General features: G+C 60.9%; 12 protein-coding genes. All 12 read left to right on the top strand.

The window, feature by feature from the left end; all coding sequences use genetic code 11:
* The first annotated feature begins 2 nt into the window (after positions 1 to 2).
* The 12 genes from AC2FLZ_RS11960 (at position 3) to napA (ending at position 14,180) form a co-directional block, all read left to right on the top strand.
* Positions 3 to 1,511 (top strand): cytochrome D1 domain-containing protein, encoded by a 1,509-nt coding sequence (locus AC2FLZ_RS11960; RefSeq protein ID WP_496882203.1) that lies wholly within the window; start codon positions 3 to 5, stop codon positions 1,509 to 1,511.
* Positions 1,468 to 1,731 carry a hypothetical protein gene (locus AC2FLZ_RS11965; RefSeq protein ID WP_480606857.1) on the top strand — a complete coding sequence of 88 codons (264 nt, stop codon included), beginning with the start codon at positions 1,468 to 1,470 and terminating at the stop codon, positions 1,729 to 1,731. Before AC2FLZ_RS11960 ends, AC2FLZ_RS11965 begins: the two co-directional genes overlap by 44 nt.
* Before the next feature lie 544 nt (positions 1,732 to 2,275).
* Complete coding sequence (locus AC2FLZ_RS11970) at positions 2,276 to 4,453, top strand: 4Fe-4S binding protein (protein ID WP_496715860.1); 2,178 nt, start codon at positions 2,276 to 2,278, stop codon at positions 4,451 to 4,453.
* Positions 4,454 to 4,467: 14 nt separating this feature from the next.
* Positions 4,468 to 6,375 (top strand): TAT-dependent nitrous-oxide reductase, encoded by a 1,908-nt coding sequence (gene nosZ / locus AC2FLZ_RS11975; RefSeq protein ID WP_480484303.1) that lies wholly within the window; start codon positions 4,468 to 4,470, stop codon positions 6,373 to 6,375.
* A 2-nt stretch (positions 6,376 to 6,377) separates the two neighbouring features.
* The gene (locus tag AC2FLZ_RS11980; RefSeq protein WP_480477393.1) at positions 6,378 to 7,634 is read left to right on the top strand and encodes a nitrous oxide reductase family maturation protein NosD; all 1,257 of its coding nucleotides are present in this window, start codon (positions 6,378 to 6,380) and stop codon (positions 7,632 to 7,634) included.
* Positions 7,624 to 8,517 carry an ABC transporter ATP-binding protein gene (locus AC2FLZ_RS11985; RefSeq protein WP_496882204.1) on the top strand — a complete coding sequence of 298 codons (894 nt, stop codon included), beginning with the start codon at positions 7,624 to 7,626 and terminating at the stop codon, positions 8,515 to 8,517. The genes AC2FLZ_RS11980 and AC2FLZ_RS11985 overlap by 11 nt, the downstream gene beginning before the upstream one ends.
* Entirely contained in the window at positions 8,514 to 9,335 is an 822-nt protein-coding gene (locus AC2FLZ_RS11990) for an ABC transporter permease (RefSeq protein WP_480477397.1), read from the top strand. The genes AC2FLZ_RS11985 and AC2FLZ_RS11990 overlap by 4 nt, the downstream gene beginning before the upstream one ends.
* A complete protein-coding gene (locus AC2FLZ_RS11995; protein ID WP_480625443.1) occupies positions 9,332 to 9,847 on the top strand; it encodes a nitrous oxide reductase accessory protein NosL in 516 nt (171 codons plus the stop codon). Before AC2FLZ_RS11990 ends, AC2FLZ_RS11995 begins: the two co-directional genes overlap by 4 nt.
* Complete coding sequence (locus AC2FLZ_RS12000) at positions 9,844 to 10,737, top strand: FAD:protein FMN transferase (protein ID WP_480623129.1); 894 nt, start codon at positions 9,844 to 9,846, stop codon at positions 10,735 to 10,737. The genes AC2FLZ_RS11995 and AC2FLZ_RS12000 overlap by 4 nt, the downstream gene beginning before the upstream one ends.
* 148 nt (positions 10,738 to 10,885) lie before the next feature.
* A complete protein-coding gene (gene napF / locus AC2FLZ_RS12005) occupies positions 10,886 to 11,401 on the top strand; it encodes a ferredoxin-type protein NapF (RefSeq protein WP_480520467.1) in 516 nt (171 codons plus the stop codon).
* Positions 11,398 to 11,691 carry a chaperone NapD gene (locus tag AC2FLZ_RS12010; RefSeq protein ID WP_480520465.1) on the top strand — a complete coding sequence of 98 codons (294 nt, stop codon included), beginning with the start codon at positions 11,398 to 11,400 and terminating at the stop codon, positions 11,689 to 11,691. Before napF ends, AC2FLZ_RS12010 begins: the two co-directional genes overlap by 4 nt.
* The gene (napA, locus tag AC2FLZ_RS12015; protein ID WP_496882205.1) at positions 11,688 to 14,180 is read left to right on the top strand and encodes a nitrate reductase catalytic subunit NapA; all 2,493 of its coding nucleotides are present in this window, start codon (positions 11,688 to 11,690) and stop codon (positions 14,178 to 14,180) included. Before AC2FLZ_RS12010 ends, napA begins: the two co-directional genes overlap by 4 nt.
* Positions 14,181 to 14,199 lie beyond the last annotated feature (19 nt).

Raw genomic sequence — 14,199 nt, forward strand, 5'->3', positions numbered from 1 at the left:
TGATGTGTTCTGTGCTGGGCGCTAGTGGTGCCTGGGCGGATGCACCAACGGATTATGCTGAACATTGTGCGTCCTGCCACGGTGAAAACCGCTTGGGCGGCGTCGGCCCGGCCTTGATCCCCGAGACGCTCCAGCGCATGCGCGGGCCCCGCATCGCAGCGGTAATAGCCGAAGGGCGCGCGGCGACGCAAATGCCTGCTTTCTCGCACGAACTTGACGCTTTGCAGATTGAAGAGCTGGCCGGCTGGCTAAAATCACCGCTGGAAACCGACCCCGAATGGGGCGAGGCCCATATCATGAACAGCCGCACGCTGGATGACGGTTACATCCCCGTTGAGGCGCCAGTGTGGTCAAGTGACCCGATGAACATCACCCTGGTGGTCGAAACCGGGGATCATCATGTCAGTGTGCTGGACGGTGACACGTTTGAGGTTCTGGACCGGTTCGAGACACCCTTCGCGGTTCACGGCGGGCCGAAGTTCAGCCCGGACGGGCGTTACGTATTCATCATGTCCCGGGATGGCTGGGTTCAGAAATACGACATCTGGGCCCTGCAACAGGTGGGGCGCGTACGGGCAGGGCTTAACAGCCGTAACATCGCAATGTCCGGCGACGGCAAGTGGCTGGCCGTTGCGAATTATTTGCCCAACAGTCTGACTTTGCTGTCGACCGAAGACCTGTCGGTGGCAAAAGTCATTGCGATCAAAGGAAAAGCGGGAAAATCCAGCCGCGTATCCGCGGTGTATCAGGCCCCCCCGCGTGAGAGCTTTGTTCTGGCGCTCAAGGATGTTCCCGAGATCTGGGAGGTCTTCTACGGAGCCAACCCGCCGCAATCCGGGCTGGGTCACGACTTTCGCATCGAAGGGCAGTTCAAGAACCCCGATCCTTTCCCGGTGCGCAAGATCACAACGCCCGACTATCTGGACGATTTCTTTTTCGATCAGAGCTATGAATACGTCATGGGTGCCGCGCGCGATGGCAAGGGCGGACAGGTGATCGACCTTGTTATTGGGCACAAGGTGGCCGATCTGGACTTGCCGGGGATGCCGCATCTAGGCTCGGGGATTACGTGGAAGCATGGCGATACGACCGTTATGGCCACGCCGCATCTGACTGACGGCACGGTGTCGGTGATCGACATGGGGACTTGGGAAACCGTCAAGCGGATCAAGACCGAAGGGCCGGGATTCTTCATGCGGAGCCACGAGAATTCGCCTTACGTCTGGGCCGATGTCTTCTTTGGCCCCAACAAGGATGCCATGCATGTGATCGACAAGCAAAGCCTTGAAATCATAAAGACTTTGCGCCCTGCCCCGGGCAAGACCGTGGCACATGTAGAGTTCACAAAGGATGGCCGCCACGCGCTTGTATCGATCTGGGAAGATGACGGCGCGGTGATCGTTTATGACGCACAGACGCTGGAAGAAGTGCGCCGCCTGCCGATGCGTAAACCATCTGGGAAGTACAATGTCTGGAACAAAATCACCTTCTCGGAAGGCACCAGCCACTGAGGGCAAATGGCCGGTCTGGAAACTGGCCATTCTGCTTTATCCAGCCACCATGTTGACCGTGGCTATTAACCTGTTTCTGGCCGGGCTGATCCTGCACAGTGCCGGATTCTCAGCGATAAAACCGGTTCCGGCGATCCTGTGGTCAATCCCGTTGGGCGTTCCGGCGACATGGTTGGCCGGGCGCTGGGTTCGAGGGTTGATGGATGAAGCTGACGGGTAGCTGCAAATTCGCGAGCACCTGATCTAAGTCAAGTCTCCGCCTAACAGAATCCCATAGGGTTCGGGAAAGAACGCCGAGTTGGATTCTCAATGCCCACCTTCCACCCCTCGCATAGCTTGTTTGATCGCGTGTCCCGTGCGGTGTGTGGTTTGGTGGGCATTTTCCTGTTGCTTTTGCAAATGCTTGGTCCGGTGCTGGCGAGTCCCGGTGAGAGCATGTGGGTGGAGATCTGCTCGGAGGCGGGCGCGGTCTGGGTCCAAGTTGACCTTGAAGAAGGGGACGACGATCCAACCGCGCCCTGCCCGAAATGCGCGGACTGTGCGCTTTGTGCGGTGACGACGTCAGCACCGATGCCGGGCGCTTTGCTGTCCGCAAGCGTCGGAAATGTTCAAAATGTACGCAATGAACATGGGGAGCAGTGCATTTTGTACAGCCCCAAACACCTGTGGCCCGAAACCCGGGGGCCCCCGTTTGCGACCCGAGAAGAATCTGAACGCGCCCCGCGCGCGTCCATGGCGTCTACCCAATTGATCGGAGGTGCGCCGTGGTCGTAAGTCGCGCAATCCATTTCCTTCTGGCCCTCGTTCTGTCCTGCAGTGTTGCAATCAGTGCACGCGCCGACAGTCTTGCCAGCTTTCTTCCCGACATTGATCCGGCTGACCTGGCCCCGGGTGCCGACGCGTTTGGCCCGGCACGTAGCGACGTGAAGGTTGCCCCGGTCCTTCGGGGTGGCGAGACGATCGCATGGGCTTTTCTGACTTCGGACTTTGTCGGCACGACCGGCTATTCCGGCAAACCCATTCACGTGGTTGCCGCCATTGATGCGGACGCTGTTCTGACCGGCGTTCAGCTGGTCAAGCATTCCGAACCCATCGTGCTGATCGGCATTCCCAATTCGCGCATGGTCGAACTGACCGAAGGCTATGCGGGCCTTGACCTGAAACGAGAGGCCGAGACCGGGGGTGAGGGGCATGACCTCGACATTATCTCGGGCGCGACCGTGACGATCATGGTGATCGATGACAGCCTTGTGCGCGGCGGGATCAAAGTGGCCCGCGCGCTGGGGCTGGGTGGATTGTCTCCGGTACAAGCTGGAGGTCCGCAACGCGAAGTCGATATGGCGCAGGATGCCATTTACGACTGGACCACATTGTCGGGAGACGGCTCGGTCCGGCGGATGACGCTGGATGTCGGGCAGGTCAATGCCGCCTTTGAAGCCACAGGGGATCAGCGCGCGATCAAGCGACCCGAACCGGGCGAGCCGGATGACACCTTCATCGACATGCATATGGCGCTTGTTTCGGTCCCGTCGATCGGCAAGTCGCTGCTGGGTGAGGCTGAATACCAGAACCTGACCAACTGGCTGGATGAGGGCGAACAGGCCATTCTGGTTCTGGGCCGCGGGGCCTATAGCTTCAAGGGATCCGGCTATGTCCGGGGTGGGATATTTGACCGGATTCAACTCATCCAGGGCGACAGCTCGGTGCGGTTCTTTGACAAGCAGCAGCGCCGTCTGGGTGAGGTTGCAGCGCCAGATGCCCCCAGCTTTACCGAACTGGATATCTTCAAGATCCCCGCTGATGCCGAGTTTGACCCGGCCGAGCCGTTCCGCCTGCAATTGCTGGTGCAGCGTGCCGTCGGGGCGGTTGAAAAGACCTTTCTGACCTTCGATCTGGGATACAAGCTGCCGGAACAGTACCTGTTGCCCGTCACCACCCCATCGGTTGTGGATGATGCAACCGGCGAAGCGGCCGCCAAGGCGGCCCTGTGGCAGCGTATCTGGAAGGATCGCACCGTCGAGATCGCCGGGCTTGGTGTCATGCTGCTGGTGTTGACGGCGACGTTCTTCTTCCAGTTCCACGCCACGATGAATGCGCGCGTCTTTTACTGGTTCCGCATCGGGTACCTGACGATGACCCTGTTCTTCATCGGCTGGTATGCCAATGCGCAGCTGAGCGTGGTGAACCTGATGGCGCTGGCGGGCAGTTTACGCACGGGGTTCTCGTGGGACGCGTTCCTGCTGGATCCGCTGGTCTTTATCCAGTGGTTTGCCGTGGCCGCCGCCCTGTTGTTCTGGGGTCGTGGAGCCTATTGCGGCTGGCTGTGCCCGTTTGGCGCGCTTCAGGAGCTGACCAATAAGATCGCACGGGCGTTTAAAGTGCCGCAATGGACTTTGCCCTGGGGTCTGAACGAGCGGCTCTGGCCTGCGAAATACATGATCTTTTTGGGTCTTTTTGGTCTGAGTTTCGTGTCGATCCCGCTGGCCGAGCAATATGCCGAGATCGAGCCGTTCAAGACCGCGATCATTCTGAAATTCATGCGCGACTGGCCGTTTGTGGTCTTTGCGCTGGTCCTGCTGGGGATCGGGCTGTTCATCGAACGGTTCTATTGCCGCTATCTTTGCCCGCTGGGCGGAGCGCTGGCGATCCCTGCCCGTATCCGCATGTTCGACTGGCTGCGCCGCTACAACGATTGTGGCACGCCCTGTCAGACCTGCGCCAATGAATGCCCCGTTCAGGCGATCCACCCCACTGGTGAGATCAATCCGAACGAGTGCGTCACCTGCCTGCATTGTCAGGTGCTCTATCAGTCCGAGGACAAATGTCCCGTCGTTATCCGCCAACTGAAACGGCGGGCCAAGACCGGGTCGGTCACACCTAAGACCCCCCTCGGGCAACCACCGGCGAACCATCCAAACGCCAAACCGAAAACCGTTTCCTAAAAGGAGGAACGACCATGTCGGACCAAGAAAACAAACTGAACATCACGCGCCGCGGTATGCTGGGGGCCACTGCCACCGGTGCCGTCATCGCCGGGACCGGTCTGGGATCGACCCTGATGACCGCGAAAGAGGCCAGCGCTGCCGCCAAGCAGCATCTGGAGCCGGGCGAGCTGGACGAATATTACGGCTTCTGGTCGTCGGGCCAGACCGGCGAACTGCGCATTCTAGGCGTGCCGTCCATGCGCGAGCTGATGCGGGTGCCGGTGTTCAACCGCTGCTCGGCCACGGGCTGGGGCCAGACCAACGAGTCGCTGAAGGTTCTGACCGAGGGCCTGCTGCCTGAAACCAAGGAGTTCCTGGCTGCAAACGGCAAGGTCACCTATGACAACGGCGACCTGCACCACCCGCATATGTCGTTCACCGACGGCACCTATGATGGCCGTTATCTGTTCATGAACGACAAGGCCAACACCCGCGTGGCCCGTGTGCGCTGTGACGTGATGAAATGCGACAAGATCATCGAGATCCCGAACGCGCATGACATCCACGGCCTGCGTCCGCAGAAATTCCCGCGCACCGGCTATGTCTTTGCCAACGGTGAGCACGAGGCCCCGCTGGTCAATGACGGCCAGATCCTTGATGATCCGTCACAATATGTAAACATCTTTACTGCCATCGACGGCGACACCATGGAAGTTGCATGGCAGGTGATGGTGTCGGGTAACCTCGATAACACCGACTGCGACTATCAGGGCAAATACGCCTTCTCGACCTCGTATAACTCGGAAATGGGTATGAACCTGGCCGAGATGACCGAGAACGAGCTGGACCATGTGGTCGTGTTCAACCTCAAAGGTATCGAAGAGGCCGTAGCGGCCGGGAACTATCAGGAACTGAACGGCGTCAAGGTCGTGGACGGGCGTAAAGAGGCGGGTGGAAACCTGACCCGGTACATCCCGATCCCGAACTCGCCACACGGTGTGAACGCAGCGCCTGACAAGAAACACATCATGATCAACGGCAAGCTGTCGCCGACCGTGTCCGTGATCGATGTGGAAAAGGTCGATGCGCTGTTCAGCGAAAACGCCGATCCGCGTTCCGCTGTTGTCGCCGAGCCGCAGCTGGGTCTTGGCCCGCTTCACACGGCGTTCGACGGCAAGGGCAACGCTTATACCACCCTGTTCCTGGACAGCCAGGTGGTGAAGTGGGACATCGCCAAGGCGATCGAGGCCTATGCGGGTGCTGATGTTGACCCGATCGTCGACAAGGTCGACGTGCATTACCAGCCGGGCCACAACTCGACCTCGATGGGTGAAACTGCCGAAGCCGATGGCAAGTGGCTGATTTCGATGAACAAGTTTTCGAAAGACCGCTTCCTGAACGTAGGCCCGCTGAAGCCCGAAAATGAGCAGCTGATCGATATTTCCGGCGACAAGATGAAGGTGGTCCATGACGGCCCGACCTTTGCCGAGCCGCATGACTCGATCATTGTTCACCGGTCCAAGGTGAACCCGGTGAATGTCTGGGACCGCAACGACCCAATGTGGGAAGAGGCGCGCGCGCAGGCTGCCGCTGACGGCGTCGATCTGGACGAAGGTGCCGAGGAACCGATCCGGGACGGCAACAAGGTGCGGGTCTACATGACCTCGACCGCGCCCGTGTTCAGCATGGAGAAGTTCACCGTCAAACAGGGTGACGAAGTGACCGTTTATGTCACCAACCTGGATGACGTGGACGATGTGACCCACGGCTTCTGCCTGTCGAACTTCGGTATCGCGATGGAAGTTGCACCGCAGGCCACGGCCTCGGTCACGTTCATTGCCGACCGTCCGGGCGTGCACTGGTTCTATTGCCAGTGGTTCTGCCACGCGCTGCACATGGAGATGCGCGGCCGGATGTTTGTTGAGCCGCGGAGCGCATAAACATGCGTTGGCCCCTGCTCATACCGCTCCTGCTCGGCTCGCCCCTTTGGGCGGCGGACTGGGATGTGCCCAACCGGGCGGGGGCCATCAACGAGATACTGGCGCAGGCGGCGGATGGGGACACCCTTCGCCTGAGCCCCGGCGATTACGTCGAGCAGTTGGTTCTGGACCGGCCCGTGACCCTCGACGGGCTGGGACAGGCCACCATCGACGGACAAGGCCAAGGCAGCGTGATCACAGTGACCGGGCCGGGCGTGACCCTGCGCGGGCTTACGGTGATCGGATCAGGCTCGGATCATGACGGGATCGACAGCGGCATCCAGCTGACCAAGACGGCGCGCGCGCCGGTGGTCGAGGATAACGTGCTGCTGGGCAATCTTTACGGCATCGACATACACGGTGCGAAGGACAGCATCGTACGACGCAACCGGATTGAAGGGCGGCAGGATCGCCACATGAACGCGCGTGGCAATGGTGTCTATGTCTGGAACGCGCCGGGTGCGGTGGTTGAAGGCAATGACATCCGCTATGGCCGCGACGGGATCTTTGTGAACTCGTCCAAGAAGAATACCTTTACCGGCAACCTGTTCCGCGATCTGCGGTTTGCCGTTCACTACATGTATGCCGACGACTCGGTCGTCAGCGACAATGTCTCGATCGGCAACGATCTGGGCTATGCGGTGATGTTCACGACCAATGTGCGGGTCGCCAACAATGTCTCGATCGGGGACCGCGAACATGGCGTGATGCTGAATTACGCCAACAAGAGCGTCATCACCGGCAATGTGGTGAAAGGTGCCAAGGAAAAATGCACCTTCCTCTATAACTCGAACAAGAACGAATTCACCGACAACTGGTTCGAGGGATGTGGCATCGGTATCCACTTTACCGCTGGCAGCGAACGCAACCGCATTGTTGGCAATTCATTCATCGGAAACCGGACGCAGGTGAAATACGTCTCGACCAAGTGGGTCGAGTGGTCCGAAGACGGGCGCGGCAATTACTGGTCCGATTTTGCCGCCTATGATGTGGATGGCAACGGTATCGCCGATGTCCCCTATCGACCCAATGACAGTATGGACCATGTGCTGTGGACCCAACCCGCAGCCAAATTGCTGCTCGGCTCGCCTGCCGTGCAGCTGGTGCGCTGGTCGCAATCGGCCTTCCCGGCACTGTTGCCGGGGGGTGTGATGGACAGCAACCCATTGATGCAAGCCCCTGAACCCCCAGCTATGAAAAAGGTGCCTCATGACGGATAAGGCCCTGTCAACTGACCATGTCAGCAAGAACCGGGGGAAAACCCGCGTTCTTGACGATATCACCCTGTCCCTTGCCCCCGGTCAGCGCGTGGCGCTGCTGGGCCATAACGGCGCGGGAAAGTCGACCCTGATCAAATCCATCCTTGGCCTGACGCCCATTCGGGACGGAGCCATTCGGATCGGGGGTGCCACCCCCGGCAGCGCGCAGGCGCGACGGGATACGGCCTATCTGCCCGAGGCGGTCTCGTTTCACCCGGCGTTGACCGGGCGCGAGCAGCTGACGCTGTTTGCAAAACTGTCCGGGTCAAAAGCCGATGTTCCCGGCCTGCTGGAGCGCGTTGGCCTGAGCGACGCATTGGACCGCCGGATCGGTGCCTATTCCAAGGGGATGCGGCAACGACTGGGGCTGGCGCAGGTGCTGCTGGGACAGCCGAAAGTGGCGCTGCTAGACGAGCCGACATCCGGCCTGGACCCGATCTCGCGGCAGGACCTTTATGCCATCATTGATGAATTGGCCGCGCAGGGTACCGCCGTGCTGATTGCCAGCCATGCTTTGACCGAGGTTGAGGCGCGCACCGACCGGATCGCCATCATGCGCAAGGGTCGGATGGTCGCCGATGACACGCTGAACAACCTCTCGGCGCTGGCCGGGCTGCCGATCCGCCTGAAGGTGCGTGCCAGCGCCAATGCGGATGCCTTGGCCGCCGAACTGGGCGGCAACCGGATCAACGGCGCGTCCGTTGAGCTGCTCTGCACACCCGAAGACAAGATGGAGGCCCTGCGCCGGATCGCCGGGTTGGGCGATGCGGTGGCGGATGTGGAAATGACACCGCCCAAGCTGGAGGACCTTTATCGCCACTATGCACAGGAGGAGAGGACATGACCCGCTTCCTTGCCATCACCCGAACTGAAATGCTGATCCTGCGCCGCAACCGCTGGCTGTTGGTTGCCACGCTGATCATGGTGCTGTTCGCCTTGGCGCTGACCTTTGCGGGCAGTGCGCCCACCGGCACATTGGGTGTCGATATGCTGACCGTATCGGTCGCGTCGATGACCACGTTGTCGGTCTATCTTGCGCCTTTGCTGGCGCTGATGATTTCCTTCGATGCCATCGCGGGCGATGTGGACCGGGGCAGCCTGTCGCTGCTGCTGTCCTATCCGGCCGGGCGCGGGGAAATCCTGTTGGGCAAGTTCTGCGCCCATCTGGCCGCGCTGGCCTTTGCCATGACCGTCGGTTTTGGCACCGCAGGTGCGGTAGCCGCGTACTTTGGTGGTGCGGGGCCGGAAAGCCTGATGGCGCTGGTGCGACTTGTCCTGACCTCGATCCTGCTGGGCGCCGTGTTTCTGGCGCTTGGATACCTGCTGTCCGCTTTGGCGAGGGGCGCCACGGCGGCGGCGGGTCTGTCGGCCGGGCTTTGGCTGGTTTTTGTCGTCCTTTATGATCTGGGCCTGTTGGGGGCTGTCGTCATGGACAAGGGCGGCGCCTTCACCCAATCCGTCTTTCCATGGGTGATGGTGGCCAACCCGGCCGATGCTTTCCGTTTGTGGAACATCGCCGCGACCGAGGGTGTTGCCATGGCTTCGGGCATGACCGGGGCCGCACAGGCCCTGCCGGTCTGGGCCGCGCCCGCGTCGCTGCTGATCTGGCCGGTGCTGGGCTTTGCCCTTGCAAGGCTGGCTTTCCGGAGGGTTGAGCCATGAGACGTCTTGCCCTGATCGCATTGCTCGCACTGGCGGCCTGCAAGGAAGAGCTGGCCGAGGCCCCCGACCCGGTCGATCTGACACCCGATGCGCTGAGCTATTTCTGCCAGATGAATGTCGCCGAACATGGCGGCCCCAAGGGGCAGGTTCATCTGGAAGGCTATCCGGCCCCGCTTTTCTTTGCACAGGTGCGGGACATGGTGGCCTATCTGAAAAGCCCCGAGCGCGATGCGGATATCACGGCCATCTATGTCAGCGATATGGGCGTTGCGCCAAGCTGGCGGCAGCCGGGGATTTCGAACTGGATCGCTGCGGATGGTGCGACTTTTGTGGTTGGTGCCGATGTGGCCGGCGGCATGGGCGCGCGCGAAGTGGTGCCTTTTGCCGATCCTGCCGATGCCCAGGTTTTCGCGGATACCTATGGCGGGACCGCGATGCGCCTGCCCGACATTCCTGATGCCGAAGTGCTTGGCCCGGTCGATCTTGATCTGAAGTTGGAGACCCCCGTATGACCGCCCTGTCCCGTCGCCGATTTCTAATCATTTCGGCCGCCTGTGCGGCCTCCCCGGCCATGGCCTTTGACACGCACTGGCGCGGCACCGCCCTTGGGGCTGCCGCCAGCCTGCGGCTGGTCGGGCTGACAGATGCCGAGGCCGCACCAATCATTGCCGCCGTCGAGGGTGAGGTGACCCGGCTGGAGGATATCTTCAGCCTGTACCGTCCGCAGTCACAGCTGAGCCGCCTGAACCGCGACGGTGTTTTGACCGAACCCGCGCCTGAGCTGTTGAATGTGCTGAGCCTGAGCAGTGCGCTGCATCAGGCATCCGGCGGCGCATTCGACCCCAGCATTCAGCCCCTGTGGTATGCCTTGGCAACAGGCGCTGGCCCCGAAGATCTGGCTGCCGCCCGCGCTGCTGTGGGCTGGGAACGGGTGTCTTTCGATGCCGCGTCGGTGCGACTGCCGGTGCCGGGTCAGTCGGCCCTGACGCTGAACGGTATCGCCCAGGGAGCGATCACGGATCGGATCGCTGCGCTGCTGCGTGGCTTTGGCCTGCGTGATGTTCTGGTCGACATGGGAGAGGTTGCCGCCTTGGGTGTGCGTGGCGACGGCACGCCCTGGAAAGCCGGGTTGGCCGCGCCGGACCAGCGGGTTTTGAAACGGGTCGCGCTGCGTGACCGCGCGGTCGCGACATCATCGTCGCTGGGGACGCAGCTGGGACAGGGTTTGGGCCACATCATCACCCCGGACGGGCCTGCAAACCGGGACAGAACGGTTTCGGTTTCTGCCCCTGACGCGGTGATCGCAGATGGGCTGTCTACTGCGATATGCGCGGCGCCCGAAAGCCAAGTAGCTGAAATCTTGAGATATTTTATCGGAGCCCGTGTCGAGCTGAATGTATGACGCATGGTCGCAAATCTCAGGTGGGTCAGGAAAATTCACCAAGAACATGATATTCGCGAAAAACATGATATAGGTCAATTCGTGCGCTGCTTCGCGCAGTTAGGAAGTAAGGACGCGAACCAATCTATCCACACTCGAGTCGCCAGCCATGAGCCAGTTGACCAGCAGACGCGCTTTTCTGAGCGCACGTATCCTACGGGAGGATCCTGATGCGATTCGACCGCCGGGCGCGGGCGTGACAGGCTTTGCCGATCTGTGCACAGGCTGTGAAGACTGCGCCGGGGCCTGCCCGGAAGACATCATCACATTCGACGACAGCGGCTTTCCGGTTCTGGATCTTTCCGCAGGCGGCTGCACCTTATGCGGTGCATGTGCCGAAATCTGCCCGACCCCGGCGCTGTTGCCCGAGCGTGTGGCCGAGTGGCCGTGGCGCGCACGGATCGAGGCCGCAAGCTGCCTGTCGATGAACGGGGTGAGCTGCCGCCTGTGCCAGGACACTTGCGAACAGGAAGCCATCCGCTTTCGCCTGCAACTGGGCGGGCGGGCTGAACCGGCGCTTGAAACCGAAACCTGTATCGGATGCGGCATATGTTCTGCCGCCTGCCCTGCCGGGGCCATCACGATGCACCGCCCCGCCCCTTTGCACCCGGAGGTGACCCAATGAATATCTGTGGCTGTCTTGTCCACATCGCCCCCGATCACACCGACGCCGCGCGCGCGGCGATAACCGGCACCGATGGCGTCGAGCTTCATGCGGAGGCCGAGGATGGCCGGTTCGTCGTGGTTGTCGAGGATACAGCCGACCGGCTGGCCTCGGAAACCATCATGGATCTGCACCAGATCCCCGGCGTGATCTCATTGTCGCTGACCTATCACCATTTCGAAGATCCCGCGGAGGTTGCTCCGCGTCCTGATGCTCCAAGCCAACCGTCCAGCAGGAGGCCCATGCAATGACCATCTCTGAATCCCGTCGTACATTCCTGAAAGCGTCCGCAGCGGCTGCCACGGCCTCGGCTGCCGGCATCCCACTGGCCGCTGGTTCGGCCAGCGCTCAGGCCGCCGCGTCTGATATCCGCTGGGACAAGGCCGCCTGCCGGTTCTGCGGTACGGGCTGTTCGGTTCTGGTGGGCACCAAGGATGGCCGCGTAGTCGCAACGCAGGGCGACCCGGATGCGCCGGTCAACCGGGGTCTGAACTGTATCAAGGGCTATTTCCTGTCCAAGATCATGTATGGCAAGGACCGCCTGACCACGCCGCTTTTGCGCAAAACCAACGGCGAATATGACAAGAATGGCGAGTTTGAACCGGTCAGCTGGGACGAAGCCTTTGACGTCATGGCTGCCAAGTGGAAAGAGGCGCTGGCCAAGAAAGGCCCGACCAGCGTGGGCATGTTCGGTTCCGGTCAGTGGACCGTCTGGGAAGGTTATGCGGCGGCCAAGATGATGAAGGCCGGGTTCCGGTCGAACAACATCGACCCCAACGCGCGTCACTGCATGGCGTCGGCCGTGGTCGGCTTTATCCGCACCTTCGGCATCGACGAGCCTATGGGCTGCTATGACGACCTTGAGCACGCGGATACGTTTGTTCTGTGGGGGTCGAACATGGCCGAGATGCACCCGATCCTGTGGTCGCGTCTGACCGATACGCGCCTGACCAAGCCGGGATGCGAAGTGCATGTTCTGTCGACCTTCGAGCACCGCTCGTTCGAGCTGGCCGACAATGGCATGGTGTTCAACCCGCAGACCGATCTGGCGATCCTGAACTATATCGCCAATTACATCATCCAGAATGGCGCGGTGAACGAAGAGTTCGTCAAGAACCACGTCAATATCACCAAAACAGCCACCGATATCGGTTATGGCCTGCGCGACAATCATCCGCTGCAACAAGAGGCCGCGAACCCCAATGTCGGCAAGATGGAACCGATCAGCTTTGAGGAATATGCCGAGGCGGTATCGGAATACACGCTGGAATACACTTCGGAACTGTCCGGTGTTCCGGCGGACAAGCTGGAGCGTCTGGCCCAGCAATATGCCGACCCGAACCGCAAGGTCATGAGTCTGTGGACCATGGGGTTCAACCAGCATACCCGCGGGTCGTGGGTGAACTCGTTGATGTACAACGTGCACCTGCTGGTGGGCAAGATTTCCGAGCCCGGAAACTCGCCCTTCTCGCTGACCGGTCAGCCGTCGGCCTGCGGGACCGCGCGTGAGGTTGGCACCTTTGCCCACCGTCTGCCTGCCGACATGGTTGTCATGAATGACGAGCACCGCAAGATTTGTGAAACCGCCTGGAACGTGCCTGCGGGTACCATTCCGGCCAAGCCCGGCTTTCACGCCGTGCTGCAGCACCGCAAGCTGAAGGATGGCGATCTGAACGCCTATTGGGTGCAGTGCAACAACAACATGCAGGCCGCACCGAACATCAACGAAGAAGGCTATCCCGGGTATCGCAACCCCGAAAACTTCATCACTGTATCAGACCCCTACCCGACCGTCACGGCCGTGTCCGCCGACCTGATCCTGCCTACCGCCATGTGGGTCGAGAAGGAAGGTGCCTATGGCAACGCGGAACGCCGTACCCAATTCTGGCGGCAGCAGGTCAAGGCACCCGGCGAGGCCAAGTCGGACATGTGGCAGGTGATGGAATTCTCGAAACGCTTTACAGTCGAAGAGGTTTGGGGCGAAGAGTTGCTGGCCACCATGCCAGAGCATCGCGGCAAGACCATGTACGAGGTTCTGTTCGCCAATGGCAGCGTCGACAAGTTCCCGCTGTCCGAAACGGCCGAGGGCTTTGACAACGACGAATCCGAGCATTTCGGGTTCTACGTTCAGAAGGGTCTGTTCGAGGAATATGCCAATTTCGGGCGCGGCCACGCGCACGATCTGGCGCCTTTCGAAATGTACCACCAGGCGCGCGGTATGCGCTGGCCGGTCGTGGATGGCAAGGAAACGCTGTATCGTTTCCGCGAAGGCTATGACCCTTATGTGCCCGAGGGCGCGGGCGTGAAGTTCTATGGCAAGAAGGATGGCAAGGCGAGCATCATCTTTGCGCCTTACGAACCTGCGGCCGAGGAACCGGATGCTGAATATGATCTGTGGCTGTGCACCGGTCGCGTGCTGGAACACTGGCATTCGGGGTCGATGACGCGCCGTGTGCCAGAGCTGCACCGCGCCTACCCAGCGGCTGTGGTTTACATGCATCCGCAGGACGCCAAGGATCGGGATCTGCGCCGGGGTCAGGAGATTGTTCTGTCCACCCGTCGGGGCGAGGTCACCAGCCGGGTCGAGACCCGTGGGCGCAACAAGGTGCCGCGCGGTCTGGTGTTCATGCCGTGGTTTGATGAAGGCCAGCTGACCAACAAGCTGACGCTGGACGCGACCTGCCCGCTGTCGAAAGAGACCGACTTCAAGAAATGCGCCTGCAAGGTCGAGCGCGCATAGGCAACAAGGATCGTACGGG

It is taken from the genome of Ruegeria sp. YKSF131 (assembly GCF_059612645.1).

Excerpts from the sequence above, each read along its gene's own strand:
- napA (WP_496882205.1), top strand. The coding sequence starts at position 11,688 with ATGACCATCTCTGAATCCCGTCGTACATTCCTGAAAGCGTCCGCAGCG.
- AC2FLZ_RS12000 (WP_480623129.1), top strand. The coding sequence starts at position 9,844 with ATGACCGCCCTGTCCCGTCGCCGATTTCTAATCATTTCGGCCGCCTGT.
- napF (WP_480520467.1), top strand. The coding sequence starts at position 10,886 with ATGAGCCAGTTGACCAGCAGACGCGCTTTTCTGAGCGCACGTATCCTA.
- nosZ (WP_480484303.1), top strand. The coding sequence starts at position 4,468 with ATGTCGGACCAAGAAAACAAACTGAACATCACGCGCCGCGGTATGCTG.
- AC2FLZ_RS11980 (WP_480477393.1), top strand. The coding sequence starts at position 6,378 with ATGCGTTGGCCCCTGCTCATACCGCTCCTGCTCGGCTCGCCCCTTTGG.
- AC2FLZ_RS11995 (WP_480625443.1), top strand. The coding sequence starts at position 9,332 with ATGAGACGTCTTGCCCTGATCGCATTGCTCGCACTGGCGGCCTGCAAG.
- AC2FLZ_RS11965 (WP_480606857.1), top strand. The coding sequence starts at position 1,468 with ATGTCTGGAACAAAATCACCTTCTCGGAAGGCACCAGCCACTGAGGGC.
- AC2FLZ_RS11985 (WP_496882204.1), top strand. The coding sequence starts at position 7,624 with ATGACGGATAAGGCCCTGTCAACTGACCATGTCAGCAAGAACCGGGGG.
- AC2FLZ_RS11960 (WP_496882203.1), top strand. The coding sequence starts at position 3 with ATGTGTTCTGTGCTGGGCGCTAGTGGTGCCTGGGCGGATGCACCAACG.
- AC2FLZ_RS11990 (WP_480477397.1), top strand. The coding sequence starts at position 8,514 with ATGACCCGCTTCCTTGCCATCACCCGAACTGAAATGCTGATCCTGCGC.
- AC2FLZ_RS12010 (WP_480520465.1), top strand. The coding sequence starts at position 11,398 with ATGAATATCTGTGGCTGTCTTGTCCACATCGCCCCCGATCACACCGAC.